Origin of the sequence: Vibrio sp. 10N.261.54.E10, assembly GCF_002877735.2 — a bacterium.
GTDB classification, from domain to species: Bacteria; Pseudomonadota; Gammaproteobacteria; order Enterobacterales; family Vibrionaceae; genus Vibrio; species Vibrio crassostreae_C.
Window position 1 is genome coordinate 1351398 of record NZ_MCXE02000001.1, and the last position, 26470, is coordinate 1377867.

A 26470-nucleotide genomic window follows, 5' to 3' on the forward strand; every position below is an offset into this window, starting at 1 on the left:
CGATAGAAGGGGCTTCGTCTATGTCTTAGCAATGAGCTTCTAAGTCAATTAAAAAGCAGCTAAGTCAATTTAGGTGTTTGAGCTTTGAATCAAACACGACCTTGCAGAGGAATGATCGTCACTGTCTCGCCAACTTTCACAGTATCAACTGCTGGAGAGATTTCGATTAAGCAGTTCGCTTCACTCATTGAACGCAGAATACCTGAACCTTGCTTGCCCGTTGTTTTCACTTCAAGCACGCCAGATTCATTCATCGAGAACACACCACGGCTAAATTCAGTACGGCCTTGGCGTGAGCGCAGTTGTTCAGTTGCTACAGCATTTGCTTTTACTGGTGTCCAGTTCGTTTGACCTTGAAGCTTGCGGATCGCAGGCTCAACAAAGTTAATGAACGACACCATCACAGCAACAGGGTTACCCGGTAAACCAAAGAAAGGTTTGTCTTCAATTTTGCCGTAAGCAAGAGGGCGACCCGGACGCATATTGATACGCCAGAAGTTGATTTCACCCAGTTTATCTAACGCAAGCTTGATGTAATCCGCATCACCAACAGACACACCACCAGAAGTCAAAACCATATCGGTTTCAAGCGACGCAGAATGCAGCACATCCATCATCTTCTGCTCATCATCTTCAATGATGCCGTAATCGACGATGTCACAGCCGAGCTTTTGAAGCATGCCGATAATAGTAAAACGATTTGAGTCATAGATAGAGTTTGGTTTTTGCTCGTGACCCGGCGCTTGAACTTCATCACCCGTAGAGAACACACCCACTTTCACTTTACGCAGAACAGGGCAGGTACCAAAACCTAACGACGCCATCATGCCCATTTCTGGCGCTTCAATGCGTGTGCCACGTGTAAAGACAGGTTGGCCGATTTCTAAATCTTCACCTGCCATACGGACATTTTGTCCAACCGAGATTTTAGCATCAGGGAAGCTAACCTTATCGCCATCTTGGACGGCTTGTTCACGCATCACGACAACATCAACGCCTTCTGGCATTGGTGCGCCGGTCATGATTTTAACGGCTTCACCTTGTTGCACGATTTGCTCGTAGCTGTGACCCGCCATGACTTCAGCAACGATGTTGTAACTGTCCAATTCTAGATCTTCACTACGAATTGCATAACCGTCCATTGCAGAGTTGGTATTCTGAGGAACGTTGATTGGCGAAATCACATCTTCAGCCAGCACGCGGCCGTAGCCTTGCAGTAATTCAACACTCTCTGTGAGATCGAGTGCGTCAATGCTATCAACAATCTTTTGTTGGCCTTGAGTAACGGTTAAACCTGCAGGAGAGAACGAATCACAACAAACAGCTGGCGCTGCGTCTTTTGAAGATGAGCATGACACGGCTCTGCCTGTTGTAGAGACAAGGTCAAAGGACTGCGCGTAATCGATGATGAAATCACGAATCGCTTCTAAGTCGCTGATCGCCATTTGTGGCAGCTCTGATTCAACTTGGCTGTCTGCCGCGATAGCAATAATGTTGTTATCGTTTGGATATAACCAAGGTTTGCCCACTTCATCTCGGTGCAGTTCAATTTTAGGGAAGGCGATGTTCTTACAGCCTTCAACCAAAATCAGATCAAGCGTGTTGGTATCAAATCGAGTCAGCAGGTAATAAAAATCTGCTTCGGCTTCTGGTGTTTCTGTCATCATCACGTGACGATTACGAGAAGCAATCAACATTTGGTTCGCGCCCGCTTTACGTAAGCGGTAACTGTCTTTACCCGGCTTATCGACATCAAAATCGTGGTGAGCATGTTTTAACACGCCAACTTTTAAACCCGCATCAGTCAACAGAGGAAGCAGGGCTTCAAGTACGGTCGTTTTGCCTGTACCGCTATAAGCAGCAAAGCCCAATAAAGGAAGGTTAGGGCGTTGTTTAGAATCTTTCATTATTGAAGCGTTCCGAATTGGGTGAGTTCTTCTGGCGTGTTGAGATTAACAAAGCAGTTAGGAGAATCGCTGAAATCAACGTATTCGGTAACACACTCTTTGTATAGCAAGATGATTTTACGATCACCACGTTCCAAAAACGCTTCTAACTTTGGTAGAACACGTTTGTGGAATAGGGTGAATACAGGTTGCTTAAATTCGCCATCATGCGCGACAAGAATGTCGCTGTCTTCTTTAACTGCAGAACAAAAACGCTCAACAAGGTCGTCACTGATTTGTGGGCTGTCGCAAGGGACAAAGCCGACCCAGTCTGTACTCGCGTTTTTAAGGCCAGCATGAATGCCGCCCAATGGACCTGGATAGTCAGGGAAGGAATCGGAAACAACCGGAGCAAATGCTTGGTAACTGTCTAAGTTACGGTTGGCATTGATAGTGATGCTGACATCTTGCTGTGACAGCTTGTTTATAACGTATTGAATAAGCGGAGAACCGTTGAGCTCAACAAGTCCTTTATCTTTTCCGCCCATGCGGCTGGCCTGTCCGCCAGCCAAAATAACCCAACTAGTTTGCGTTGGAAGCAGCATAAATATTCTCTTGTGCTTTATCTTTCTGAATAACTTGCAGAAGCGGCGATTCGGTCAAAGTATTGTCTTTGATCCACCACTGCTTCTTACATAAATCGGTTAACGCGTTAGTTTGGTGACTGGTGATGACTAAACTCGCGCCTCTTTGAAGAAGATCTTCGGCCATTATCACCAATCTTTCAATAGATTCTTTGTCTAAAGAAGCACTTGGTTCATCCATAAGCAAGATTGAAGGCTTAAGAATCCAAGCTCGAGCCATTGCTACGCGTTGACGCTCACCGCCAGACAACACAGAAATATGCTCATCTGCCAGGGTTTCTAAACCTACCATTCTCAATGCATTAATTATTTGAGCTCGCTTATCTTTTTGGCTCTCTTTGTTAAAGCGAATGCCATAAGCGACATTTTGGTACACCGAGCCATCAAAAAGATAGGGGGTTTGATGCAGGTAGATAATGTCTTTGAACTTGAGCCTAGGGAATAAGATCTGCTGCCAGCTTTGTGTCGGAGACTGAATGCGACCAGAGCTGGGCTGAATCAATCCAGACAATATTTTAAGTAGGGTCGTTTTACCCACACCATTATCTCCTTTGAGATAAATGGCATCGTTGGGGCCGATCGACAATTCGGGAATGTGGAACAAAACACGCTCTTTGTAGCGCATTGAAATTTGCTGCGTTGTTATTTTTATACTCATGACAGCGTTCCTAAGTTCTTAAATAGCCTTTTCCTCTCACACTGGAAAGGAAAAAGTTAAGGGCTAATGCCAATGCTAATAACACCATACCGAGGGCGACGCCTTGAGCAAATGCGCCTTTGTGGCTTTCCATGGCAATAGCTGTTGGGATGTTTCTTGTCATCCCCATAATGTTGCCACCTACCATCATTGAACAACCTACCTCTGTCACGATACGAGAGAAGGCAGCAATGGTTGCAGCCAACAGAGGAAAACGCGTTTCCCAAATCAAGGTACACGCCACGCGTGTTGTTGATACGCCAAGTGTGCGCGCGGTTTCTACCGCTCGGCGGTCACTGGCCTGCAGAGCGCCATGCATCATCGCAACTAGGATAGGGAAACAGATCACCATTTGACCTAGAATCATCGCCTTTTGGGTGAACAGTAATTCCCAATCACCTAACGGGCCAGAGCGAGAGAGCATCATGTACATCAACAAACCGATAACCACGGTTGGGATAGCTTGCAGGGTGTTGATCACCGATAATAATGCCCACTTCCCGGGGAACTCGGTATAAGCCAATAAGAAAGCCATGATGATTGCAGGAATAATCACTAATGAGATGGCGGACAAAGATACGCTGAAAGATACCGCGACGATTTTCCACAATTCGTGGTCAAAACTCACTAGTAGGTTCATTGCATCAATCGTTGTTTGCCATAGGGTCATGAAGTATCTCGTGTGAATCGATAATAGGTCTTTATCGGTAATGACTGATGTTAATCATAGCTGACACAATATTATTGAGCCTATATTGGCCAGCTATTGTTTCTTTAAATGCTTCAGTTAACTGGTTAGTTAAACGTAGTGCTAATTGGAATTAGTACTTACAACAAACCATTCTCAGCTTGTTATAAACGAATCTACGCTGACGAAAAACTACTCTGCGCTCGCTACAAACAGCTGTTTGCCATGCAGTTTAAAGTCGTTAATCAGTTTCTGACCTTTAGGGTTCACCAACCAATCACTGAATACTTTCGCTGCTTGGTAGTTAATGCTTGGGTAGCGCTCTGGGTTAACAAGGATTACTTGGTAAGGGTTGAATAGGTTCTTGTCACCTTGGAAAAGGATTTTAAGATCCAGTTTGTTTTGGTAAGCCAACCATGTGCCACGGTCTGTCATGGTGTAGCCTTGCATTTCAGACGCCATGTTCAGAGTAGGGCCCATGCCTTGACCAACACTGCGGTAGCCACCAAAGTTTGGTTCCATTTTGGTCTGTGCCCAAATGCCCATCTCTTTCTTGTGCGTGCCTGAATCGTCACCACGAGACACAAACGTCGCGTTGTTGGTTGCGATTGCTTTGAATACATCAGCTACAGCTTTTTGAGATTCAATTTTTGCTGGGTCACTTTGAGGGCCCACAATCACAAAGTCGTTGTACATCAGCTTACGAGGTAAAACGCCGTAGCCTTTTTCTACGAAATTCGCTTCAGCTTTTGGTGCGTGAGTCATTACCAAATCAACATCACCATTTTCGCCCATGCGAAGTGATTTACCGGTACCCGCAGCTAGAACATCAACCTTGATACCAGAATCTTTTTCGAACTCAGGCAATAAGTAGTCCAGTAGACCAGAGTGATAAGTACTTGTGGTTGTCGCCAACTTAATATGAGTGGTGTCTTCCGCGCTGCTAGCCGTGTAACTGACGATAGATAGAGCTGCAATAGTTAGGGGAATTGCTTTCATTATTATTATGTCCATTCTGTTATAAATGAATGACATGCCTTCAATTTTAAAGGGCTCAAAGAGGGCATGTGAATAAGACGCTAATTGTTGTAATTAGAAATCTACACCTTATAAGCAATCTTAATGCCAACAAATAATGCATCAGATTTCTTTAAATTGCTGTTATTTCGGACAAAACTGAGTCTTTTACCCCGTTAAAATGAATCAAAACATGAGCTAGGACAAAATGTCGCACATTGTCCCTGTTGGAGAAAAGGTTAATTGGTACACTCTGTCCCAACTTTTCTCACCGGCTAATCATTATGTCTTTACCTAGTTCATCTGCATCCAATCTCAACCCGAACACATTGACTCAGTATCAGGCCTTTTCCGTTTTGGTCGTCGATGATGAATTGGGTATGCAGGCTATCTTAAAGAAAGCACTAGGTAAGTTCTTTGGCAAGGTGTCGAGCGCAGGATCGGTTGAAGAGGCTGAAACGCTGCGTTCGAGCGAACATTTTGATCTGATTGTCCTTGATATCAACCTACCAGGCCGCTCTGGCATTGAGTGGGAAGAGGCGTTTAACGACAACGACAAACGCGCCGATGTGATTTTCATGACGGGTTATGCCGATCTAGAGATGACCATATCCGCGCTTAAGCTTGGTGCTTCAGATTTTATTCTTAAGCCGTTCAACCTCGAACAGATGATACAAGCGGTTCTGCGTTGTATGGATAAGCGACTCGACCAAAGAATGCAGTACGCGTTGAAGCGTGATGTGAGTCGTCATATCAAGACTGAACTGATTGGCAATTCAGACAAGACCAAACAACTTAAATTGCTGATCAGTCAATTTGCACCGTCTCGAGCGTCCGTCTTGATAGAAGGTGAGTCGGGTACCGGCAAAGAGCTGGTTGCTCGTGGTGTACATGAAGCCAGTAAACGCACAGGTCCATTTGTGCCAATCAACTGTGGTGCGATTGCTCCAGAGCTTCTAGAAAGTGAACTGTTTGGACATACATCAGGCGCATTTACTGGTGCGAAGAAAAACCGTGAAGGTCTTTTCCGAGTCGCAAGTGGTGGCACCTTGTTCCTTGATGAAATTGGTGAAATGCCACTGCCAATGCAAGCTGCATTGCTACGCGTGTTAGAGCAAAGAACCATTCGTCCAGTCGGTAACGAAAAGGAAATTTCCGTTGACGTACGAGTGGTGGCGGCGACCAACCGAAATCTTCAAGAAGAGGTCGATAAAGGGCACTTCCGCCGCGATCTGTTCTACCGACTCAATGTACTTAAGATTGATGTGGTGCCATTGAGAGAGCGCCCGTCAGACCTGATTGAACTTGTTCCATACTTTACTCGTCTTTTATCGAGCGAGCTTGGCATGCCAGTTCCAAATTGGGCACATGAAGATATCTTGGCGTTGAACGAATACGAATGGCCGGGAAATATTCGTGAACTTAAAAACTTAGTCGAACGATGCATTCTTTTAGACAAGCCACCAGCACACTATTGGCGCGAGATTAATGGTGATCCTGTTCCCGCTAGCATTTCAGTGACGGTGTCACATGGTGCGGAAATGCCAAACTTGAATAATGCAGACGCTGCCGAGGGTTATCCAAACACTTGGACACTCAAAGAAGTAGAAAAATCTCATATAGAACAGCTGGTTAGTTTTCATGATGGCAATAAATCGGCAGCTGCAAGAGATCTTGGCGTCGCACGTAAAACGCTAGAGCGTAAGTACAAAGATTGGAACACAGAAGGCTCTGAATATGCCGATTAGACGTCGTTGGTGGTCAAAGTGGGCGTTCCGATTCAAAACCATGGTTCGCTACCGATTATTATTCCTAACATCAGCTCCGATCATTCTGACCTTGTGCGCGCTTGTGGCTATCACACTGTATTGGTCAATACGTTACACGTGGCAGGGCGCTCTGATTGATGTTGATGAACGCTTGGATGTTGCCGATAACAGTATTCACCTGATCCAAAATCAGCAAGCATACAACGTTCGTGCGTTCGCCGAGTCTTATAACTTTCGAACCAAACTCGCGAGTGATCTTTCACACGAAGAGCTAACTCGCTGGGTGTCTGAGAACAAATCTCGCTATGAGCTCGATTTTCTGCGCTGGCGCAGTGTCGAGAGCATGGAAAAGAAACTCGAATATCTAAACTTAACTCACAAGCCTTCATTTTTCAGTGTCTTAAGCCGTAATGAACTCAATTATCTCGATCGTGACCTCGCTAAAAAAGCGGAAGTTCCGATGCTCAACGGGCAAGAGGTCGAGACTCGCGGATTGGTAAGCCGAACCGTTGTATCCATCAAAGATGAACATGATCATGTGATTGGTTTTCTGGATGGTGGGATCTTACTGAATAACAGTACTCAACTTGTTGACCAAATCAGTAACCTTATCTATCCACAACGAGAAGGTTTTAATCGTCATATAGGAACGGTCACGGTTTTCCTTGATGATCTTCGTGTTAGCACCAACGTGCCTTTGAGCAGTGAAGACAGTGTAGGGCGCGCCATTGGTACACGTGTTTCTCACGAGGTTCACTCGAAAGTCTTGAATGAAGGTAAAGAGTGGCTAGATCGAGCGTATGTTTACGATGCTTGGTACATCACAGCTTACCAACCAATCCATGACCAGTTTAATAATGTGATTGGTATGCTTTACACCGGTTATTTGATTTGGCCGCTGATAGAAACGTACTTAACCAACCTTGGCGAAATTAGCATTACCATTGTGTTGCTTCTGTTGGCATCCGGTTTGATCGTTCACCGTGGCGCACGTGATCTTTTCAACCCAATCGAACGCATTCATAAAGTGGTGAAGCTAGTACAGATGGGGCAAGACAAGCGAATTGGTACGCTAGGTTTGGATGATCAACACGAACTGACACTGCTCGCTAAACAGTTCGATAAGATGTTGGATCTACTGCACGAGCGTAATCAAGAGATTCAACAAGCGGCGTCTGAACTAGAGTGCAAAGTGCATTCTCGTACCGCGAGTTTGAAAGAGAAAACTGAAGAACTTGAACTGCACATCAAGCTTCTCAATCAAGCCAGAGATAAGCTGGTGGTCAATGAAAAACTGGCCGCGTTAGGTGAATTAACGGCAGGTATTGCTCATGAGATCAATAACCCAACCGCCGTGATTCTTGGCAACGTTGAACTGATGAAGTTTGAACTGGGCGATGAAGTGAGCCGTGTAGATGAGGAAGTCCACGCGATCATGGAGCAGATTGACCGAATTCGAAATATCACACGAAGCCTGCTTCAATACAGCCGTCACGGCGGCGTACAAGACGAAATTACGTGGCAACATATCAACCCAATAGTGGATGAAAGTATTACGCTCGTAAAAACAGGTGCGAAGAAGAAAGGCATTGTGTACGTATCGCAGCTGAACGCTAAAACCTCAGTCGAGGTCAATCGAAACCAATTGCTACAGATTCTGGTTAACCTACAAATGAACGCGATTCATGCAATGGACGGTCAGGGCACGTTAACCATTTCGAGTGAAGACTGGGTTGAAAATGGTGTGTCTCATGGCGCTATCGTTCATGTTCAAGATGAAGGCTGCGGTATTAAGGAAGAACAACTGAAACGTATCTTCTCGCCTTTCTATACCACCAAACGAGATGGCACGGGCTTAGGGTTGTCAGTATCTCAGAGTATCTTGAGCCAAACTGGCGGCGAGATCCGAGTTGAATCTGAGGTAGGTAAGGGAAGTTGCTTTAGTATCTATCTTCAACAGAAAGCGACACCTCAATTGCTTGTATCAAACCTATAAGTTCTAAGAACTCATTCACTGATATTATCATCTGATAATATTTCTAACGCGCTTGGGCTATTACACGAACGTTTTAGCCCAAGCACGAAAATTCTGCACTACTAATCTATCGCAAACCAAATCTCAACTCGCTGCAAATGAGGTACTCCAAGCCTCACAATCGCTCGCAGAAGACAGTCAGAAAATGGCGAACACTACAGAACACCTTACTGAGCAATTGAAATACTTTAAGGTTTAGCATCAATAGGACTATTAGCTTAAAGATAAAAAGCTCATAAAAAACACCTCCGCACTTGCGATAAGTTCGGAGGTGTTTTTATTTATGGCTAGTCATTTGCTATAAGCAACAAACGTCTAAAGCATCAAGCCTAATGCGCCGCTACTGAAATTTTCGGTGGGTTGATGTTGTGCTTCTTAAACTCTTTCATCACACGCAAAGTAATGTCGGTTTCAAACAGCTTCTCATACGCAGTATCCACAACGTAAGCCTTACAAGTTAGCTGTATTGCTAGGTAGTTATCGGTAATCGTCTGTTTAACCAAAACCGTTACAGGTTTCGGCAAGTGGATATAACGACTTGAAGACGCCGCTTCTTGAATCAGATCGCGGGCTAGGGTGATGTCTTCATCCATACCAACGTAAAACGGAATCACCACCTGCATGTCCAACGCACCGTAGTTACCACTGGTGGTCACTTCATTTAAGAACTTGTTGTTAGGAATGGTAATGATGTCATCGTTCAGCGTTCTCATTCGCACTGAACGCAAACCGATGGTAATGATATCTCCGTAGTTGCCTTCGAACGTGACGCGGTCACCAACTTGAAAGGGTCTATCAATCATTACCGTGATGCCCGCGATGAATGAAGCTGCCAAATCTTTAAGCGCAAAGCCGACTGACACGGCGAGGGTACCACCAATCAAAGCCAGTATTTGGTCGTTGATTCTAAAGCTCATCATGAACACGATAAGACCGGTGCTCACATAGATGAAGAACTGAGTAAACGACTGCAGTTTTTGTAGTAGCATTCGATATTGCACGAACTGACTACCAAAGCTGGTCACTAACGAGTTGATGAACTTAAGCAATAACCACATCGCAGCAATAACGATCATGGAGAAGAACACGCCGCTCCATCGCACAAGGCTCGCTATTTTAGAGATGTTTTCTACGTTAGCTAACTCTTCCGTCGCAAAGGTCGGGAAACTGACAGCACTTGCCAAGCCAACAAATAGTAGGATAAATAACTTCTTCATTTTACTTCACCAGTAGATGTTGACGGTCGAGAACGTTCGTAATATGGCGGAACCAGTGCTCAGAAATCCGAGCCTTTTCTTCATGCCAACCAATATAACCACGGCTTTCAAAGTAACGCAGAATCCCCGTTATCTCTGCCGTGCTCAGCTGTGTACATTCAGACAATACTTCCGGAGAAGCGATTTCCAGTTGTACGATAGAACGAAGTACAGCCAGCATAGGTTTCGGCATATTTTCCAGCTCCTGGGCTTCAGGAACATGGAACAGACGCACCACTGCTTGATCTGTCTCTTTGTTTCGGTTCAAAGAGAGTCGGAAGAAACGCAGCGCAACGGTAGGGTTGCCATCAGAATAGTGCCACAAAATTCGATAGAAACCTTGGCGTGCACGTTCTTCTTCACTCATATCATCTTGGTCCCATTGCTTAGGGACTACTAAACCATCAAAAGACAACGGCTTCTCAAGCTCCGTATTGATACGGCTATTTAGAAGTTCACCCACTTGTTTCTCTGTCCAACGCGGAAGGAAACACACCAAGTCAAACAGCAAACGTTCGCCACGCGCTCTATCCACAAATCGCCAGCTTGATTTGGCGATCGATATCACGACACGGTGGTTCTTTTTAGAACGACGCAGAAGGTTGGTCAAACGAATCAAATCAGACAGGCCACCGACCATTGGTTGCACCAGTCGTTGTGCGTTATCAATCGCGATAAGGTAAGTGGTATTGCTCTTACGAAGATGCGCTAATATTTGAATTTCAGTCGCTTCTTCGTCCAAGCCAATGCTCACGGCTAAATGCGCTAAAAGCTCTTGGTAACCCGCATAAGGGCAACTCACGTATACAGGCTCAGCGTTAGAGACTTTGTGCAGTAAGGTATATAGCAGCGTTGTCGCGCCGACACCACGTTCGCCAGACACAATACAGATAGCCGGGCTGTCTGACATTAAGTAGCGTGATAACTGCTTAATTTCATCTCCCGCGTAATCTATCAACGTACTGTCGATATTACCCGGAAGAATGTATTCATAGGTTTGATCGCCTTTGATTCGAACCAAGTTTTGCTGATTCTTATCAAGGTCAGACTGTTTAGCAACTTCAATTCTAAATAGATAAGCTAAGGCCTGGCTAAACAAAGTGTAATTGGATAGCAGGGCCATAATTCGATGTTGAAAGTTGTAAACACTCAACCACACGATGCCAATGGCCGTCGCCAATATATTAAGTAAGAAGGTATCCTTGCGGTTTACTGCCCAATTCACCCAAACCGGGCGATCAGAGATGTGTTGCAACGTATCGAAGACCTTCGCTCTCCATAGTCTGAGAACTGAGATCGTGACCAGCACAAACCAGAAAAACAGAGCGCTGTAAATCCAGCTGTAAATCGTACCTTTGCCTAGCGTAATACTTGATATCTGGAGAATCACACCCGCAACGATGAAGCTCCACACGTAACGACGAATAGTCGATAGGCGTAGTGCTATCACTTCTTGATTTGATGTACGACCTAAACGGTAGGCAAATTCCAAAATAAAGCTGATGGCAATCGAACCACCTAGAATCCACCAAGTGAAGATCTCCAGGAAAATCAAATGTTGAAGACTAGGGATACTAGAAAGCACTCTCAATGACAATGTGATGGCAATTAGCCAAGCAATCGCACGATCAGCGCGGCTGATATACCAAATCACGCGAACCAGAAAAGGAGGGTTCGTTTTCGCTTCAAGAAAGTTAATTCGAAACAGTTCAATCAAGCGGGTGCTGTTGGCAAGCCACCACACTAAACCGAAGTAGATGAATAACACTTTTAGTGAGGCACCAATCACTGGCACTGGCGAAATAAAGATGTCTTTAACAAGCGCTTTAAAGCTACGAATTTGGAAATAAACAAGATACTCAATGTTGAGCTTGGTTAATTCCCACTCTTGCTTAAATTGAGTTACGCCGTAGGGGCCAAAACCCGTTAGGCGCTCTTTATTAGCGGAATTCGTCTGCTCTAACAGGTGTTGCTTGCTCACATTCAAGCTATTCAAAGTGACGTAACTGGTTTGAACGGCAAACCATTGATCGGCGTCGTTGTTCGCTCTGTAGGCTTTTATCTGTTGCTCGAAGGTTTTGATTTCCTGCTTTTGAACTTGTAGCACTTCAGCGAGCAATATATTGACTTGGCGTCTGTCCGACGGTTCCATAAAGAGGGGGTCGGGTAACGAATCAATTCGATCATCGAGATCAACAGCAGAATCGGATACCTGCGGCTGAGATTGTAAGTCATATTCCAAGTTGGCATGACTAGGCCAAGAGAGAATGGCCAAAGTGAGGATTAAGAAGCGCGATAGTGAACGCATAAAAGTCTCTTAGAATTATGAGGTTAGGATTACTATAGTTAGATAATCTGACTTTGTGAAATCCAACCCCGTGTCGGGGGCGAGTACTTTATTCCTGTTTCGAGCGATTTTGTCATGAAATTGTCAGGGATTAGGCTAGTATTTGAGCATCTTTATTATGTCTTCTGTTGCGTTGATCGGGTTGGCTTTTACTGTGACCAATCAGCATACGATATATTCAATGGTTGGCATGATTTGGGACGTTATATACCGCCCATTATGGTGCGCTGTTCGATATTTTGTTTTTCCTTAAAATCGACGGTTTTACGGCGATAAATAGAAAACCAAAAATGTGAGTCAGTTCAAACTATGATTTGGCTAGGTTATCACTCACTTAATGGCCAGTAATTGCAATCAATACTTGCAGTTAAAGCCCTGAACAAGTAACGTTGCGGCGTTTTTCACATTAAAAAGGTAATGGCATTGATCTCCACAGCAAATATCACCCAACAATTCGGCGCTAAGCCACTTTTCGAAAATATTTCAGTTAAGTTCGGCGAAGGCAACCGCTACGGTTTAATCGGCGCGAATGGCTGTGGTAAATCGACGTTCATGAAGATCCTATCTGGTGAACTTGAGCCAAGTGCTGGTAACGTAAGCTACGATCCAAACGAGCGCGTTGCTAAGCTAAACCAAGACCAGTTTGCTTACGAAGAATTCACGGTAATCGACACGGTTATCATGGGTCACAAAGAGCTTTGGGCTATTAAGCAAGAGCGTGACCGCATTTACTCTTTGCCAGAAATGAGCGAAGAAGACGGCATGAAAGTGGCTGACCTTGAAGTTCAGTTCGCTGAAATGGACGGCTACATGGCAGAAGCTAAAGCTGGTGAGCTTCTTCTAGCGGTAGGTATTGAAGAATCAATGCACTTCGGTCTGATGAGCGAAGTAGCACCGGGTTGGAAACTTCGTGTTCTATTGTCTCAAGTACTGTTTGCAGACCCGCATATCATGCTTCTTGACGAACCAACGAACAACCTGGACATGGACACCATCAAGTGGTTGGAAGATACGCTAAACCAACGTAACTGCACAATGATCATCATTTCGCACGACCGTCACTTCCTAAACTCTGTTTGTACACACATGGCTGACCTTGATTACGGCGAACTTCGTCTATTCCCAGGTAACTACGATGAGTACATGACGGCTGCGACTCAAGCTCGTGAGCGTCTACTGTCTGACAACGCTAAGAAGAAAGCACAAATTGCTGAACTTCAAACGTTCGTATCTCGTTTCTCTGCTAACGCATCTAAAGCGAAGCAAGCAACGTCACGTGCTAAGCAGATCGATAAGATCCAACTAGACGAAGTTAAAGCGTCTAGCCGTCAAAACCCATTCATCCGTTTCGAACAGTCTAAAGAGCTATTCCGTAACGCACTTGTGGTTGAAAACCTATCTCAAGGTTTTGAAGAAGACCTATACAACAAGTTCGACGGTATTTTCGAAGTAGGTGAGCGTGTTGCTATCATCGGTGAGAACGGTGTGGGTAAAACAACACTACTTAACACACTAGCTGGCGCTCTTGAGCCTCGCACAGGTGAGTACAAGTGGTCTGAAAACTCAAACATCGGTTACTACGCTCAAGATCACGCACACGATTTCGAGACAGACATGAACCTGTTTGATTGGATGAGCCAATGGCGCCAAGAAGGCGAAGACGAGCAAGTTGTTCGTGGCTTCCTAGGTCGTATGCTATTTGGTCAAGACGACATTAAGAAATCTGTAAAGGTTATCTCTGGTGGTGAGCAAGGTCGTATGCTTCTTGGTAAGATCATGATGCATAAACCAAACATCCTGCTAATGGATGAGCCAACAAACCACATGGATATGGAATCTATCGAAGCGCTTAACTTGGCTCTTGAGAACTACAAAGGCACATTGTTCTTCGTATCTCACGACCGTGTATTCGTAGACTCGCTTGCAACTCGTATCCTTGAAATCAAAGATGGCAAGATCAACGATTTCCGCGGTACTTACGCTGAGTTCTTGAAAGCACGCGGCTAAGCTTTAAGTTAGCCTTAGTTTTCAACTCTATGCGTTGGAAATTAAGCTATAAATTGAAAATTAAAAACGCCGTCATACTAAAAAGCATGACGGCGTTTTTGTATCTAGTTAAGTTTCTATGTATTTATCCTTGATGGGTCACTAACTATTTACATCAGAACTTTACAATTAGAAGCGGTTAGTGAATCACCAATCAAACCTACGCTTTTTTCCGACTGCTGATTATTCACCTTTCACATCAAAGTCAATCTTGTCTGCACCCGTGAACACTTGGAAGCGTAAACCTTTAGCGCGAGCAATCGTAGTGATGCCGAACTTCTGCGCTAAATCTAAGCCCATTTGTGTAACGCCAGAGCGTGACAGTAGAACAGGGATTCCCATCTGCGCAACCTTAATCACCATCTCAGACGTTAAACGGCCTGTGGTGTAGAAGATCTTATCTTCACCTGTCTCTTTGTTAAGCCACATCTCACCAGCCAATGTATCAACGGCATTGTGTCGGCCAACATCTTCAACAAACGATAGAACCTTGTCGTCTTTGCAAACAGCACAGCCATGAACCGCACCCGCTTTCTTGTAGGTGTCGTTATAATGAGTCAGCGCTTCTAGAGCCGTATAGATTTCAGATTGCTTAATCTTGGTTTGAGGCACTTGGTAATCTTCCAATTGCTTCATCACGTTGCCATACATGGTACCTTGGCCACAGCCAGAGGTAACTGTCTTCTTCTTAAGCGCTTGCTCAAGTTGGCTCGTATCTTCTTTGGTGATAACCGCTGCTGAGCTGGTTTCCCAGTCGATGATGATTGATTCAACGGCTTCTGGATCAGAAAGGAAGCTTTGGTTTTTCAAATAACCCAAGACTAATGCTTCCGGGCGTGAACCCAATGTCATTAGAGTTACGATCTCTTTCCAGTTCAACATAACGGTAAGAGGGCGCTCGCACGCAATTTGTTTCGTTAGCTTTTCGCCATATTCATCAAACACTTCAACTTCGATGGTCTGAAGTGGGTTTTCACTGGTTTTTATTATGTTTGGTTTTACCACAGTCACGTCCTACTTAATGAGATAGCGATTATAAGGGATAAGAAGTTAGGCAAGAGTCATCATACGACTCTTTAGAATACATGCGTTCTCTGTCACTTAGTCAGTCTTAGCTTTAACTCAAGCATTTAGCAATTCTCATTCCAAAATAGCGGCTATTCGAGAAAACATGAAGCATTCGATTAAAATAGCGCAAAATATGAGAGTTCACCGAGACTAACTATCTCAAACCAGCGCGATCGACTAACGTTATAGGGGTAACTTTACGACAAACGCACTAAAGACGGAGCAGGACTTAAAATGTATTGGCGTGTTTATTGCTTTGTAGAGGGTATATGATTATGCGAAGTACAAAATGTCCTACGTACGATCAGAATAAAGAAAATCAATTGGGTGCAGTATGTCTGAGATAAAAGAATTCCAAGAACACTACGAAAAAACAGAATCAGCTTGGCCAATAGGTGTCCAAAGAATAGAGAAAGAGATCAAAACTGGCATTTGGGTAACAACTCAATGGGAACTCATCGGTTTTGAATTATCACCTGAACATGAAACCCCAGACGTATGTTCGCTTCAGTTGCACAAAGACGAGCGTACAGACTATCGTTTCAACCTAAGCTCTCAGCAACCTAAGCTATTCTTAGTTATGGATAATGTTGACTCCGGTAAACCTATTATTCAATTACTGACAGCATCACAAACAGTCGCAGGCCAATACATGGACGGAGATAACCAAGTATTGTCATACGACATGCCTTTACCTGTACAAGCTTGGATGGAAGCGTTCATCGGTCGTCATGGTGAGTTATTAGAAGCAAGACGTAAGAAACGTAAAGGCGCGGGTCGATCAAATGGCAACTAACTTTTTTAGCCGTTGGTCTCAACGAAAGTTCGATGAATCGACTGATAAAGCGCGTGAAGCTGAACAGCCTCTTGAGGAAACCTCGGTTACCTCTCCTGAGTCTGCTTCTCAAACACGCACCTCTGCTGAAGAACTCGCACCAAATGACCCAGCTTCTATCGAGCCAACTAACGCTTTAGAAGAGTCAGGTGACACTAAAGAGTCGGCATCAGAGGCGACTGAAGAGCTGTCTATGGCTCAATTATTGGTATCAGAAGCATCAGAAAGCGTAAAAAAAGCCGCATTACGTAAGTTATTTCTCTCAGAAGAGTTTAACGTACGTGATGGCTTAGACGATTACGATGACGATTACAGTAATTTGAAGTCTCTTTCTGAAGGGGTTGCGGAAACCTTGCGTGATTGGGTTAAAGACAAAACGGAAGAAGAAACTGCGCCAGAAGAAGAGCAAATCATTGATAATAAAGACGAAGATGAAGTTTTAGAAAATTCTGAAAGCGATCTTGAGGTATCTGATAATAAACTTGAAACGTCAGAAAGTGCCGAAATAACCGAACAAGAAAAAGAACTGTATAAAAACACAGTATCGGATAATAACGCTACAATGTCAGACGAAGCAGACCTGAAAGAGGTGGGACAAAATATACCACACAAAGAATAGGTACATTTTGACTAAACACTCAATGAACCGCTTGCGACAAAATGTCCCAAGCGGTTTTTTTATACGCACAATAAACGTTATATAGGATTAAGTCACTGAAATATAAGGCATATTAAATTGGCATGGCATTTGCAAAATAACGTTCATTATCAACTTTTTTGTAGATAGACGAGTTCACGGTCTGACGAACGACACACTGGCTAAAGGGTTAGTTGTTAACGGATTACTCAGCAAGTTCTCTCTCGCTTACTACAATAAAGGTTGAACAGATTATCCATGTCCAAAGATGGAACTGAGCAATGCTTAAACAATTATTAGAACAAGCAAATTCAAATAACGCTAAAGCAAGACTGTATGCATTTGAAAATACAGTTGAGTTAACAAATCTGATTCCACCTACTGTTAGCTACGAAAGCGGCGGTAATACACTTGTTATTGGTCCAACTGCGATCATTGAAAGTGCTGCGGCTCAATTACCTCAGTTAACAAGCCTAACACTGCTTTCGACAGATGGTGTGAAGGCGACGAATACTGAGTCAGAGCTTTACTACGCAAATGCTGTTCAGGTTTCAGGGTTCCTTGGTACGTTCGAAGTTCTAATCGAAAACAAAGGCCGAACCAATAACCTTGCAAAAGTAGCAATCAATCATGACTGTTTTGATGTGGTTTTGGACTTATGTCTGAATAGCTGCATGACTGAAGAAGTGCCTGTTCCTGGTTATTACCCAGTAGGTCGTGGTTATCCAAAACTGGCTGAAGCGTTAGAAGAAATTCCTACGTTAATGGGCACGTTTGATAAGCCTAAGTTCTTCCGTTTGGACACAGACCTATGTGCACACAGTTCTCGTGGTGTTAAAGGTTGTGAGCGTTGTGTTGATGCTTGTCCTGCTGGTGCACTTTCAAGTGAAGGCTCAGATAAGACGGGTCATAAGATCGAGATTAACCCTTACCTATGTCAAGGCGTGGGTACTTGTGCAACGAGCTGTCCGACAGAAGCGATTACCTATGCGCTTCCAAACCCTGACGACACTCAAAAGTTTATTGAACGTACGCTAGCGAACTATGAGCAAGCGGGCGGTCTGGATCCCATAGTGCTTATCTGTAGCTCGCGTCATGAAACCTATAACGTGATGGCACTTAAGGCGCTACCAGATAACGTGATTCCAATTGTCGTAGAAGAACTGCCATCTATTGGTATCGATACTTGGTTTGCAGCTTTAGTTAATGGCGCAACTCAGGTTCTGTTTGCCGCATCGCGCTTTATGCCAGAAACGATCATTCGTGTTCTGAATAACGAAGTAGGGATTGCTCAAGAACTACTAGATCAAATCGGTATTCCAAAAGAAACCATCGATATTCTGTACTTAGAATCTCTACGTGAATGTCCTCCAACACTTTGTGTGGATTCATTCGACCTTGCACTTGGCGATCTTCAAGGCAACAAGCGCCAACGTCTATTTACAGCACTTGATGCGATGTCTTCAGCTCGTATTCCTGTTGAAAATATTGTTGAGCTTCCGTCAAACGCACCTTACGGCAACGTTTCGTGTGATAGCAAAGATTGTACGTTATGTATGAGCTGTGTGGCTGTGTGTCCGACACGTGCGCTTCATACCGACGGCGCGTCTCCATCACTTAAGTTTGTAGAACAAGACTGTATTCAATGTGGCTTGTGTGAAAAAGCATGTCCTGAAAATGTTCTGACTCTAACGCCTCGCATGAATTGGGTTAAAGAAGAGCGTCAGAAGGCTGTTGTAATTCATGAAGAGAAAGCAGCGGAATGTATTCGTTGTCATAAGCCATTCGCACCTCAGTCTATGATTGACATGTTACAGAACAAGTTACGCGGTCACTCTCACTTTTCAGATGAAGCAGCGATTAATCGTATTGCTATGTGTGAAGACTGCCGTGTGGTGGATATGTTCGATTCAATGGCTCAAGACCCATTGAAACAATTGAAATACTAGGAGTTAGCCTTGGAAACGAATTTGGATCAGGCACAAGAACAGACACTAAGAACTGAGATCTATTTGGTTCTATCCGCACTGTTTCGCAGCGCACCTTCTGAAGAGGTGATCGACTTTCTAAAAACACTCGATATTGAAGCGTCTGAAAGCGCAATGCAAAAGGCTTGGATTGCCATTCAACAAGCGGCAACAGAATCAAACCGTGAAGCTCTTGAAGACGAATATCAAGATTTGTTCATCGGTATTGGGCGTGGAGAAGTCGTTCCATTTGGTTCTTGGCATCGCACTGGCGCCATGATGGAAAAACCATTGGCAGAGATTCGTCATGACTTAGAGCTTTTAGGCATTGAGCGTGACGATCAAGTGAAAGAGCCGGAAGATCATATCGCAGCACTGTGTGAAGTGATGGCGATGCTAACGGCTGAAGAAGAAGCACTGCAACAGGCGGTATTCAATAAGCACCTTGGCCCTTGGTTTAACTCTTTCACGCGTCAGCTTGAAGGGGCAGAAAGCGCGAACTTCTACAAATCGGCCGCTCAACTGTGTGAAGCATTCTTAACGTTAGAACAAGTGCGTTTTAGCGTTAATACCAAAAGCAGCAAGCATAAATTAAAGATTGATGTGAAAAACGTCACTGATTACGAGTAATCGAGCAGTACGCGATTATATCGATAGAGGGGCATTAAGCCTCCAAAAAGATCTACCGTAAGGTAAGGAAGCAATGATGAAAGATAATAAAGAAATAAACACAAGCCGTAGGGACTTACTCAAAGGCTTAACGACTGCAGCCGTTGCTGGTGCCGTTGTCGCTGGTACAACGAAAGTGGCAACTGCTTCAGAAACGGTTGAAATGCCGAAAGAAGACATGAAGAAGACGGGCTATCGTGAGACGCAACACATTCGCGATTACTACGACACACTTTAGGAGATAACGGATGAAACTTGTCAAACGCTCCGATAGTGTGAGCAAAGAAACCAATCAGCTAGGTGTGTCTCGACGTGCCTTCATGAAAAACACTTCATTAGCTGCTGGTGGTGCAGTGGTAGGCGCAAGTCTATTTGCACCAGGTATGATGAAGAAAGCACAGGCTAAATCAGTCGATCCAGAAGCGAAAACAGAAGTGAAACGTACTATCTGTTCTCACTGTTCTGTGGGTTGTGGTATCTACGCTGAAGTTCAAAATGGCGTATGGACAGGTCAAGAGCCTGCATTCGATCACCCATTCAACGCTGGTGGACACTGTGCGAAAGGTGCAGCACTTCGTGAGCACGGCCACGGTGAACGTCGTCTTAAGTACCCAATGAAATTGGAAGGCGGTAAGTGGAAGAAGCTTTCTTGGGAACAAGCGATTGAAGAGATCGGTAACAAAGCGCTAGAACTTCGTAAAGAGTCTGGCCCTGATTCAGTTTACTTCCTAGGTAGTGCGAAACACAGTAACGAGCAAGCTTATGCATTCCGTAAGATGGCTTCGCTTTGGGGCACCAACAACGTTGACCACCAAGCACGTATTTGTCACTCAACCACAGTAGCCGGTGTTGCGAACACTTGGGGTTACGGTGCAATGACAAACTCGTTCAATGACATGCACAACTGTAAATCGATGCTGTTCATTGGTTCAAACCCAGCGGAAGCTCACCCAGTAGCGATGCAACACATCTTGATCGCGAAAGAGAAGAACAACTGTAAGATCGTTGTTGCGGATCCTCGTCGTACGCGTACTGCTGCGAAATCAGATCACTACGTTTCTCTTCGTCCAGGTTCTGACGTTGCGTTTATCTGGGGTGTGTTATGGCACGTCTTTGCAAACCAATGGGAAGACAAAGAGTTCATTAAACAACGTGTATTCGGCATGGACGAGATCCGTGAAGAAGTCGCGAAGTGGAACCCAGCAGAAGTTGAACGCGTAACTGGTGTTAGTGAAAAAGACGTATACCACACCGCGAAACTACTTTCTGAAAACCGTCCGGGTTGTATCGTTTGGTGTATGGGTGGTACTCAGCACACGACTGGTAACAACAACACACGCGCTTACTGTGTACTTGAGCTTGCGCTAGGTAACATCGGTAAATCAGGCGGCGGTGCAAACATCTTCCGTGGTCACGATAACGTACAGGGCGCAACTGACCTTGGCGTACTGTCAGACACACTTCCAGGCTACTACGGCTTGTCTGAAGGTTCTTGGCGTCACTGGTCAAAAGTTTGGGGTATCGACTTTGACTGGGTGAAAGGCCGTTTCGACGACAACGCATACGGCGGTCAAAAACCAATGAACAGTGCAGGTATTCCTGTATCTCGTTGGGTTGATGGCGTACTTGAAGACAAAGACAAGATTCGCCAACGCGAAAACATCCGTGCCATGTTCTACTGGGGTCACGCGGTGAACTCTCAGACTCGTGGTCCAGAGATGAAAAAAGCGATGCAGAAGCTGGATATGATGGTTATTGTTGACCCATACCCAACGGTTGCAGCGGTAATGAATGATCGTACCGACGGCGTTTACCTGCTACCAGCAACGACTCAGTTTGAAACCTACGGCAGTGTAACGGCGTCAAACCGTTCTCTACAGTGGCGTGACAAGGTTGTTGATCCTCTATTCGAATCTAAACCTGACCACGAAATCATGTACCTGCTTTCTAAGAAGCTTGGTTTCTCTGATCAGCTGTTCAAAAACATCCGTGTTGAGAACAACCAACCACTGATTGAAGATATTACACGTGAATTCAACAAAGGTATGTGGACAATCGGCTACACAGGCCAAAGCCCTGAGCGTTTGAAAGAACACCAACAGAATTGGCACACATTCCACAAAACGTCTCTAGAAGCAGAAGGCGGTCCAGCAAATGGCGAGACTTACGGTCTACCTTGGCCATGTTGGGGCACACCAGAGATGAAACATCCGGGTACACACATCCTTTACGATACGTCTAAGACGGTTGCTGAAGGTGGTGGTAACTTCCGTACTCGTTTTGGTGTTGAGTTTGAAGGTCAAAGCCTACTGGCAGAAGACAGCTACTCGAAAGGCTGTGAGATCAAAGACGGCTACCCAGAGTTCAGTGACAAACTACTGAAACAACTGGGTTGGTGGGATGATCTAACTGCAGAAGAGAAAGCGGCTGCTGAAGGCAAAAACTGGAAGACTGACGTTTCAGGTGGTATCCAACGTGTGGCAATTAAACACGGCTGTATCCCATTTGGTAATGCGAAAGCACGTGCGATTGTTTGGACATTCCCAGACCGTGTACCACTGCACCGTGAGCCACTTTACACGCCACGTCGCGACCTAGTTGCTGATTACCCAACGTGGGACGACAAAGAAGCTATCTTCCGTGTTCCTACGCTTTACAAGTCGATTCAAGAGCAAGACAAATCTGGCGAATACCCGATTATCCTGACCTCTGGTCGTTTGGTTGAGTACGAAGGTGGTGGTGAAGAAACCCGTTCTAACCCTTGGCTAGCAGAACTACAGCAAGAGATGTTTGTTGAAGTGAACCCGAAAGATGCAAACGACATCGGCTTTAAAGACGGTGACGATGTTTGGGTTGAGGGTGCAGAGAAGGGCCGTATTAAGGTGAAAGCGATGGTTACACGTCGTGTGAAACCGGGTCTGGCATTCATCCCATTCCACTTCGGTGGTAAGTTCCAAGGCGAAGATTTGCGTTCTAAATACCCAGAAGGCACTGATCCTTACGTTATTGGTGAAGCTGCTAACACAGCAACCACATACGGTTACGACCCTGTCACGTTGATGCAGGAAACGAAAGTAACCCTTTGTAATATTCGTAAAGCGTAAGGAGTCTTAAAATGGCTAGAATGAAATTTCTTTGTGACACCAAGCGTTGTATCGAATGTAACGGTTGTGTCACTGCATGTAAGAATGAAAATGATGATGCTCTGGAATGGGGTATTCAACGTCGTCGCGTTGTGACACTGAACGATGGCGAACCAGGTGAAAACTCTATCTCAGTAGCGTGTATGCACTGTACTGATGCCCCTTGTATGGCAGTTTGCCCGGCAGACTGTTTTGAACATACAGAAGACGGCATCGTACTTCACAATAAAGACCTATGTATTGGTTGTGGTTACTGCTTGTTTGCTTGTCCGTTTGGCGCACCTCAATTCCCTAAACAGGAAGCGTTTGGTGAGCGCGGTAAGATGGACAAATGTACCTTCTGTGCTGGCGGCCCAGAAACAGAGCCAGGTTCTGTTGAAGAGCGTCAAAAATACGGTGCGAACCGTATTGCTGAAGGCAAACTGCCAATGTGTGCTTCGCTTTGTTCAACTAAGGCACTGCTAGCGGGTGACGCAGAGAAAGTTTCTGATGTTTTCCGTCAGCGTGTTGTTGAACGTGGTGCGAAAGGTGCAGGTTGGACAGACGGCAACGACCTTTCTTACGATGCGACTAAGAGCTAAGTAGGAGAGACATATGCTTACAATGTTTAAGCGTCTCTTCCTTGTAGTGCTGCCAATGTTGGCAGCACTAACAATGCTTTCTCCTATGAGTCATGCATCTGAGACGAACTCATCACAAACTCAATCGAGCTCTGCTCAACGAGAAATCACACAACTTGCTGGCGCCGATTTTTGGCGACAAGTGAGAAACGGTGAGGAAGGTTACACCACATCTCAATCAGCTGAGCATGGTGTGTTGATCAGTACTCCAGGTCAAACGTGGTACATATTGAAAGAGAAGTGGATGTCACCAGCCGGTGCCGTCGCTATCTTTGGCAGTATTGCTTTCGTGACTTTGATGTACGTTGTGATTGGCCCGCTAATGCTAAGCGCGCCAAGAACAGGCCGTAAGATCAAACGTTGGTCTCGACTAGACCGTGCCTTGCACTGGAGTATGGCGTTTACCTTCTTAACACTGGCGTTCAGTGGTTTGATGTTGGTTTACGGTAAGCACTTCTTGAAGCCGTACATTCCAACAGACCTTTGGGGCTTCATCGTTCTATTGGCGAAGCAATACCACAACTACATCGGCCCGATTTTCTATGTGCTGTTGATGGCTGTTCTCATCAAGTGGTGGCGCAAGTCTATTTTCAAGATGGTCGATGTACAGTGGTTCATGAAACTGGGCGGTATGGTTGGGAAACATAAAGGTTCTCATCCATCTGCAGAGTTTTCGAACGCGGGTGAAAAAGCGCTGTTCTGGCTATTGATTGTAATGGGTAGTGTGGCTGCGATCAGTGGCTTGGTTTTAGACTTCCCAATCTTCGGTCAAACGCGTCGTGATATGGAGCTTTCAAACCTAGTCCACATGTTGGCTGCTTTGATCCTTATCTGTGGCTTTGTGTTCCACATCTACATCGGCTTGTTCGGTATGGAAGGGGCACTAGAAGGCATGGTAACAGGCGAAGTTGATGAGACTTGGGCTAAAGAGCACCATGATCTTTGGTACAAAGAAGTGATGGAACAAGAGAAAAACGGCGTTGAACAAAGCGCTAACGCAGCAACAGAGAAAACGGAAGGGGTGAATAAGAATGAACAAACCTCATAAAGGTATTTGGGTCGCTTACATACTAAGCTGCTTTACGCCATTTACTTGTCTTCTCTCTGGTGTGATTGCGATTATCTACGCGGGTTATCGTTTAGACAAAGGCGAAGATGGTGAAGTAGTGGATACTCATTACTACGGATTAATTCGCTCTTTCTTCTTGAACCTGACGTTCTTCGTCGTTCTTATCGTAACGGTAGCGACCTCTAACGGGGTGTTAATCGGTGTGAACGATTACTGGTATCAAAACCATATTATCGATGACATCGCTTACTACATTCCGTATGTAGGCATGCTGTTTGGTGGTGTTGCGATTGTGGTCTGGTTTATCCGCATGTATCAAGGTATGCAGCGTTTAAGTCAAAACCTACCGCAAAACCCGACAACAGGTCCAAACTTGTAGTCGAGTATCGGCTCACTAGATAGCGAATTATCTAGCACAATAGTCCTTTTGAAAGCCCAATGATTTCGGTCATTGGGCTTTTTGTTTCTAATCAGCAACGAAACTTAATGAAGCATAGTATTGACCGCTTCAATATGGTGCAACTCCCTTAATTGGTGCAATTCTTGTTTCCATTTTCACGCTCATTAAGAACCAAGAAAGTGCACCGATAAATTTATTATCAATTAATCAGTAAGTTAAAAGCAAAAACTGTTGCACGAAAATTACCCTTAACACTTGGAACACATCTTGCGTTTACTGTTGAGTCTTTAATTAATTACAACATTGAATCGCACGATATCAGTGCAAATCAGATAAAGCGAAGGAGAATGCTTTAATGAGTGAAACGGTGACTCAAGTTCATAGTGCAGTACAAACCCTTACCCAAAGTTCAGATACTTTATTCCTACTACTTGGCGCAATCATGGTCTTCCTGATGCATGCAGGCTTTGCTTTTCTCGAAGTCGGTACCGTGCGAAAGAAAAACCAAGTAAACGCGCTGGTTAAAATCCTTTCCGACTTTGGTGTCTCCGCCATCGCTTATTTCTTTATCGGTTACTGGGTTGCTTACGGTGCACACTTTTTTGCCGATGCTGAAACGCTCTCACAAGGTAATGGTTACGAACTGGTTAAGTTCTTCTTCCTAATGACCTTCGCAGCCGCAATTCCTGCGATTGTTTCTGGTGGTATCGCAGAGCGTGCACGTTTCTATCCAATTTTGATCGCAACGTTATTTACCGTTGGTTTCATCTACCCATTTTTCGAAGGCATCATTTGGAACGGTAACTTTGGTTTCCAAGATTGGCTAGAAGGCCTGTTTGGCTATGGTTTCCATGACTTCGCAGGCTCGGTAGTGGTTCACGGCGTAGGTGGTTGGATTGCTTTGGTTGCGGTTTACTTCTTAGGTATGCGTAAAGGTCGCATCCGTGCAGGCAAACACACCAACTTCGCACCATCGAATATCCCATTCTTAGCACTAGGCTCTTGGATCTTATGTGTCGGTTGGTTCGGCTTTAACGTAATGTCAGCTCAAGCAATCAATGGTATCAGCGGCTTAGTGGCGATGAACTCACTCATGGCAATGGTTGGCGGTATTCTTGCGGCTCTAATTGCGGGTAAAAATGACCCGGGCTTCATCCACAATGGTCCTTTGGCTGGTCTCGTCGCTATTTGTGCAGGTTCAGACTTAATGCACCCATTAGGCGCGTTAGTGACTGGCGGCGTGGCAGGCGCATTGTTTGTTTACCTGTTCACGTACATGCAAAACAAAACACAGATTGATGATGTATTAGGTGTATGGCCTCTACACGGCATATGTGGCGCTTGGGGTGGCATTGCAGCGGGTATCTTCGGCTCGCAAACATTCTGGGGGCTAGGGGGCGTGAGCTTTGCTTCTCAAGTTGTCGGTACACTAGCGGGCATTGCTGTGGCTTTGATTGGCGCAATGATTGTTTATGGTGTGTTGAGCAAACTAACAGGCCTACGCTTAAGTGAAGAAGACGAATTCAACGGCGCGGATCTTTCAATCCATAAGATCTCTTCTATCAACGAAGACTAACGTTGTTCACTTGGTGGGGTAAAGCACATCAAGTAGACAACTGTTGAACAGAACTAAGCGGCTTCGGTCGCTTTTTTGTTTCTATGGATAGCAAAACAGAG

The 26470-nt window shown here is 44.9% G+C and carries 21 protein-coding genes; 13 read left to right on the forward strand and 8 right to left on the reverse strand.

Annotated features, from left to right (window positions below):
- Nucleotides 1-89: 89 nt before the first annotated feature.
- From BCU07_RS06080 to BCU07_RS06100, 5 genes are all read right to left on the reverse strand, one after another.
- Nucleotides 90-1907, reverse strand: a complete 1818-nt coding sequence (locus tag BCU07_RS06080; protein ID WP_102428860.1) for a bifunctional molybdopterin-guanine dinucleotide biosynthesis adaptor protein MobB/molybdopterin molybdotransferase MoeA — start codon at nt 1905-1907, stop codon at nt 90-92.
- Nucleotides 1907-2491: a molybdenum cofactor guanylyltransferase MobA gene (gene mobA / locus BCU07_RS06085; protein ID WP_004733776.1), complete on the reverse strand. Its 585-nt coding sequence runs from the start codon at nt 2489-2491 to the stop codon at nt 1907-1909. The genes BCU07_RS06080 and mobA overlap by 1 nt, the downstream gene beginning before the upstream one ends.
- Entirely contained in the window at nt 2469-3188 is a 720-nt protein-coding gene (locus BCU07_RS06090; RefSeq protein ID WP_004733775.1) for an energy-coupling factor ABC transporter ATP-binding protein, read from the reverse strand. The genes mobA and BCU07_RS06090 overlap by 23 nt, the downstream gene beginning before the upstream one ends.
- A gap of 10 nt (nt 3189-3198) precedes the next feature.
- Complete coding sequence (locus BCU07_RS06095) at nt 3199-3897, reverse strand: ABC transporter permease (protein WP_102428859.1); 699 nt, start codon at nt 3895-3897, stop codon at nt 3199-3201.
- Nucleotides 3898-4107: 210 nt separating this feature from the next.
- The gene (locus BCU07_RS06100; protein ID WP_017068185.1) at nt 4108-4914 is read right to left on the reverse strand and encodes a substrate-binding domain-containing protein; all 807 of its coding nucleotides are present in this window, start codon (nt 4912-4914) and stop codon (nt 4108-4110) included.
- 302 nt (nt 4915-5216) lie between these two features.
- Between BCU07_RS06100 and BCU07_RS06105 the strand changes: the two genes are divergently transcribed.
- Both BCU07_RS06105 and BCU07_RS06110 read left to right on the forward strand, forming a co-directional pair.
- Nucleotides 5217-6680 carry a sigma-54-dependent transcriptional regulator gene (locus tag BCU07_RS06105; protein WP_065584417.1) on the forward strand — a complete coding sequence of 488 codons (1464 nt, stop codon included), beginning with the start codon at nt 5217-5219 and terminating at the stop codon, nt 6678-6680.
- The gene (locus BCU07_RS06110; protein WP_102333335.1) at nt 6670-8697 is read left to right on the forward strand and encodes a cache domain-containing protein; all 2028 of its coding nucleotides are present in this window, start codon (nt 6670-6672) and stop codon (nt 8695-8697) included. The genes BCU07_RS06105 and BCU07_RS06110 overlap by 11 nt, the downstream gene beginning before the upstream one ends.
- A gap of 368 nt (nt 8698-9065) precedes the next feature.
- Here the strand turns inward: BCU07_RS06110 and BCU07_RS06115 are convergent, their stop codons facing one another.
- Nucleotides 9066-9953, reverse strand: a complete 888-nt coding sequence (locus tag BCU07_RS06115; protein ID WP_017063876.1) for a mechanosensitive ion channel family protein — start codon at nt 9951-9953, stop codon at nt 9066-9068.
- A 1-nt stretch (nt 9954) separates the two neighbouring features.
- Entirely contained in the window at nt 9955-12300 is a 2346-nt protein-coding gene (locus BCU07_RS06120; protein WP_102428858.1) for an ATP-binding protein, read from the reverse strand.
- 462 nt (nt 12301-12762) lie between these two features.
- Between BCU07_RS06120 and BCU07_RS06125 the strand changes: the two genes are divergently transcribed.
- A complete protein-coding gene (locus BCU07_RS06125; protein WP_009846736.1) occupies nt 12763-14346 on the forward strand; it encodes an ABC-F family ATPase in 1584 nt (527 codons plus the stop codon).
- A gap of 222 nt (nt 14347-14568) precedes the next feature.
- Here the strand turns inward: BCU07_RS06125 and BCU07_RS06130 are convergent, their stop codons facing one another.
- Entirely contained in the window at nt 14569-15390 is an 822-nt protein-coding gene (locus tag BCU07_RS06130) for a formate dehydrogenase accessory sulfurtransferase FdhD (RefSeq protein ID WP_017068189.1), read from the reverse strand.
- A gap of 397 nt (nt 15391-15787) precedes the next feature.
- Here BCU07_RS06130 and BCU07_RS06135 point away from each other — a divergent pair, with 397 nt between their 5' ends.
- The 10 genes from BCU07_RS06135 (at nt 15788) to BCU07_RS06180 (ending at nt 26369) form a co-directional block, all read left to right on the forward strand.
- Entirely contained in the window at nt 15788-16249 is a 462-nt protein-coding gene (locus BCU07_RS06135; RefSeq protein ID WP_102428857.1) for a DUF3305 domain-containing protein, read from the forward strand.
- The gene (locus tag BCU07_RS06140; protein ID WP_102428856.1) at nt 16239-16907 is read left to right on the forward strand and encodes a DUF3306 domain-containing protein; all 669 of its coding nucleotides are present in this window, start codon (nt 16239-16241) and stop codon (nt 16905-16907) included. Before BCU07_RS06135 ends, BCU07_RS06140 begins: the two co-directional genes overlap by 11 nt.
- 299 nt (nt 16908-17206) lie before the next feature.
- The gene (locus BCU07_RS06145) at nt 17207-18874 is read left to right on the forward strand and encodes a 4Fe-4S dicluster domain-containing protein (RefSeq protein ID WP_102428855.1); all 1668 of its coding nucleotides are present in this window, start codon (nt 17207-17209) and stop codon (nt 18872-18874) included.
- A 9-nt stretch (nt 18875-18883) separates the two neighbouring features.
- On the forward strand, nt 18884-19522 hold the full coding sequence (locus BCU07_RS06150) for a molecular chaperone (protein WP_017059621.1): 639 nt from the start codon (nt 18884-18886) through the stop codon (nt 19520-19522).
- 76 nt (nt 19523-19598) lie between these two features.
- Entirely contained in the window at nt 19599-19799 is a 201-nt protein-coding gene (locus tag BCU07_RS06155; protein ID WP_004733728.1) for a twin-arginine translocation signal domain-containing protein, read from the forward strand.
- Nucleotides 19800-19809: 10 nt separating this feature from the next.
- Nucleotides 19810-22665: a formate dehydrogenase subunit alpha gene (locus tag BCU07_RS06160; protein WP_102428854.1), complete on the forward strand. Its 2856-nt coding sequence runs from the start codon at nt 19810-19812 to the stop codon at nt 22663-22665.
- Between the two features lie 11 nt (nt 22666-22676).
- Nucleotides 22677-23285: a formate dehydrogenase FDH3 subunit beta gene (gene fdh3B / locus BCU07_RS06165; RefSeq protein WP_004742271.1), complete on the forward strand. Its 609-nt coding sequence runs from the start codon at nt 22677-22679 to the stop codon at nt 23283-23285.
- 13 nt (nt 23286-23298) lie between these two features.
- On the forward strand, nt 23299-24372 hold the full coding sequence (locus tag BCU07_RS06170) for a formate dehydrogenase subunit gamma (protein ID WP_017068194.1): 1074 nt from the start codon (nt 23299-23301) through the stop codon (nt 24370-24372).
- Nucleotides 24356-24772, forward strand: coding sequence for a hypothetical protein (locus tag BCU07_RS06175; protein WP_010440849.1), 417 nt, complete (start codon nt 24356-24358; stop codon nt 24770-24772). The genes BCU07_RS06170 and BCU07_RS06175 overlap by 17 nt, the downstream gene beginning before the upstream one ends.
- A 376-nt stretch (nt 24773-25148) precedes the next feature.
- Nucleotides 25149-26369 carry an ammonium transporter gene (locus tag BCU07_RS06180; RefSeq protein WP_102428853.1) on the forward strand — a complete coding sequence of 407 codons (1221 nt, stop codon included), beginning with the start codon at nt 25149-25151 and terminating at the stop codon, nt 26367-26369.
- The last annotated feature ends 101 nt before the right edge of the window (nt 26370-26470 follow it).

What these genes read in the sequence shown, in the direction of transcription:
- fdh3B (WP_004742271.1), top strand. Translation starts at nt 22,677, where the DNA reads ATGGCTAGAATGAAATTTCTTTGTGACACCAAGCGTTGTATCGAATGT.
- BCU07_RS06095 (WP_102428859.1), bottom strand. Translation starts at nt 3,897, where the DNA reads ATGACCCTATGGCAAACAACGATTGATGCAATGAACCTACTAGTGAGT.
- mobA (WP_004733776.1), bottom strand. Translation starts at nt 2,491, where the DNA reads ATGCTGCTTCCAACGCAAACTAGTTGGGTTATTTTGGCTGGCGGACAG.
- BCU07_RS06140 (WP_102428856.1), top strand. Translation starts at nt 16,239, where the DNA reads ATGGCAACTAACTTTTTTAGCCGTTGGTCTCAACGAAAGTTCGATGAA.
- BCU07_RS06155 (WP_004733728.1), top strand. Translation starts at nt 19,599, where the DNA reads ATGAAAGATAATAAAGAAATAAACACAAGCCGTAGGGACTTACTCAAA.
- BCU07_RS06175 (WP_010440849.1), top strand. Translation starts at nt 24,356, where the DNA reads ATGAACAAACCTCATAAAGGTATTTGGGTCGCTTACATACTAAGCTGC.
- BCU07_RS06120 (WP_102428858.1), bottom strand. Translation starts at nt 12,300, where the DNA reads ATGCGTTCACTATCGCGCTTCTTAATCCTCACTTTGGCCATTCTCTCT.
- BCU07_RS06105 (WP_065584417.1), top strand. Translation starts at nt 5,217, where the DNA reads ATGTCTTTACCTAGTTCATCTGCATCCAATCTCAACCCGAACACATTG.
- BCU07_RS06180 (WP_102428853.1), top strand. Translation starts at nt 25,149, where the DNA reads ATGAGTGAAACGGTGACTCAAGTTCATAGTGCAGTACAAACCCTTACC.
- BCU07_RS06090 (WP_004733775.1), bottom strand. Translation starts at nt 3,188, where the DNA reads ATGAGTATAAAAATAACAACGCAGCAAATTTCAATGCGCTACAAAGAG.
- BCU07_RS06110 (WP_102333335.1), top strand. Translation starts at nt 6,670, where the DNA reads ATGCCGATTAGACGTCGTTGGTGGTCAAAGTGGGCGTTCCGATTCAAA.
- BCU07_RS06115 (WP_017063876.1), bottom strand. Translation starts at nt 9,953, where the DNA reads ATGAAGAAGTTATTTATCCTACTATTTGTTGGCTTGGCAAGTGCTGTC.
- BCU07_RS06160 (WP_102428854.1), top strand. Translation starts at nt 19,810, where the DNA reads ATGAAACTTGTCAAACGCTCCGATAGTGTGAGCAAAGAAACCAATCAG.
- BCU07_RS06145 (WP_102428855.1), top strand. Translation starts at nt 17,207, where the DNA reads ATGCTTAAACAATTATTAGAACAAGCAAATTCAAATAACGCTAAAGCA.
- BCU07_RS06080 (WP_102428860.1), bottom strand. Translation starts at nt 1,907, where the DNA reads ATGAAAGATTCTAAACAACGCCCTAACCTTCCTTTATTGGGCTTTGCT.
- BCU07_RS06135 (WP_102428857.1), top strand. Translation starts at nt 15,788, where the DNA reads ATGTCTGAGATAAAAGAATTCCAAGAACACTACGAAAAAACAGAATCA.
- BCU07_RS06170 (WP_017068194.1), top strand. Translation starts at nt 23,299, where the DNA reads ATGCTTACAATGTTTAAGCGTCTCTTCCTTGTAGTGCTGCCAATGTTG.
- BCU07_RS06100 (WP_017068185.1), bottom strand. Translation starts at nt 4,914, where the DNA reads ATGAAAGCAATTCCCCTAACTATTGCAGCTCTATCTATCGTCAGTTAC.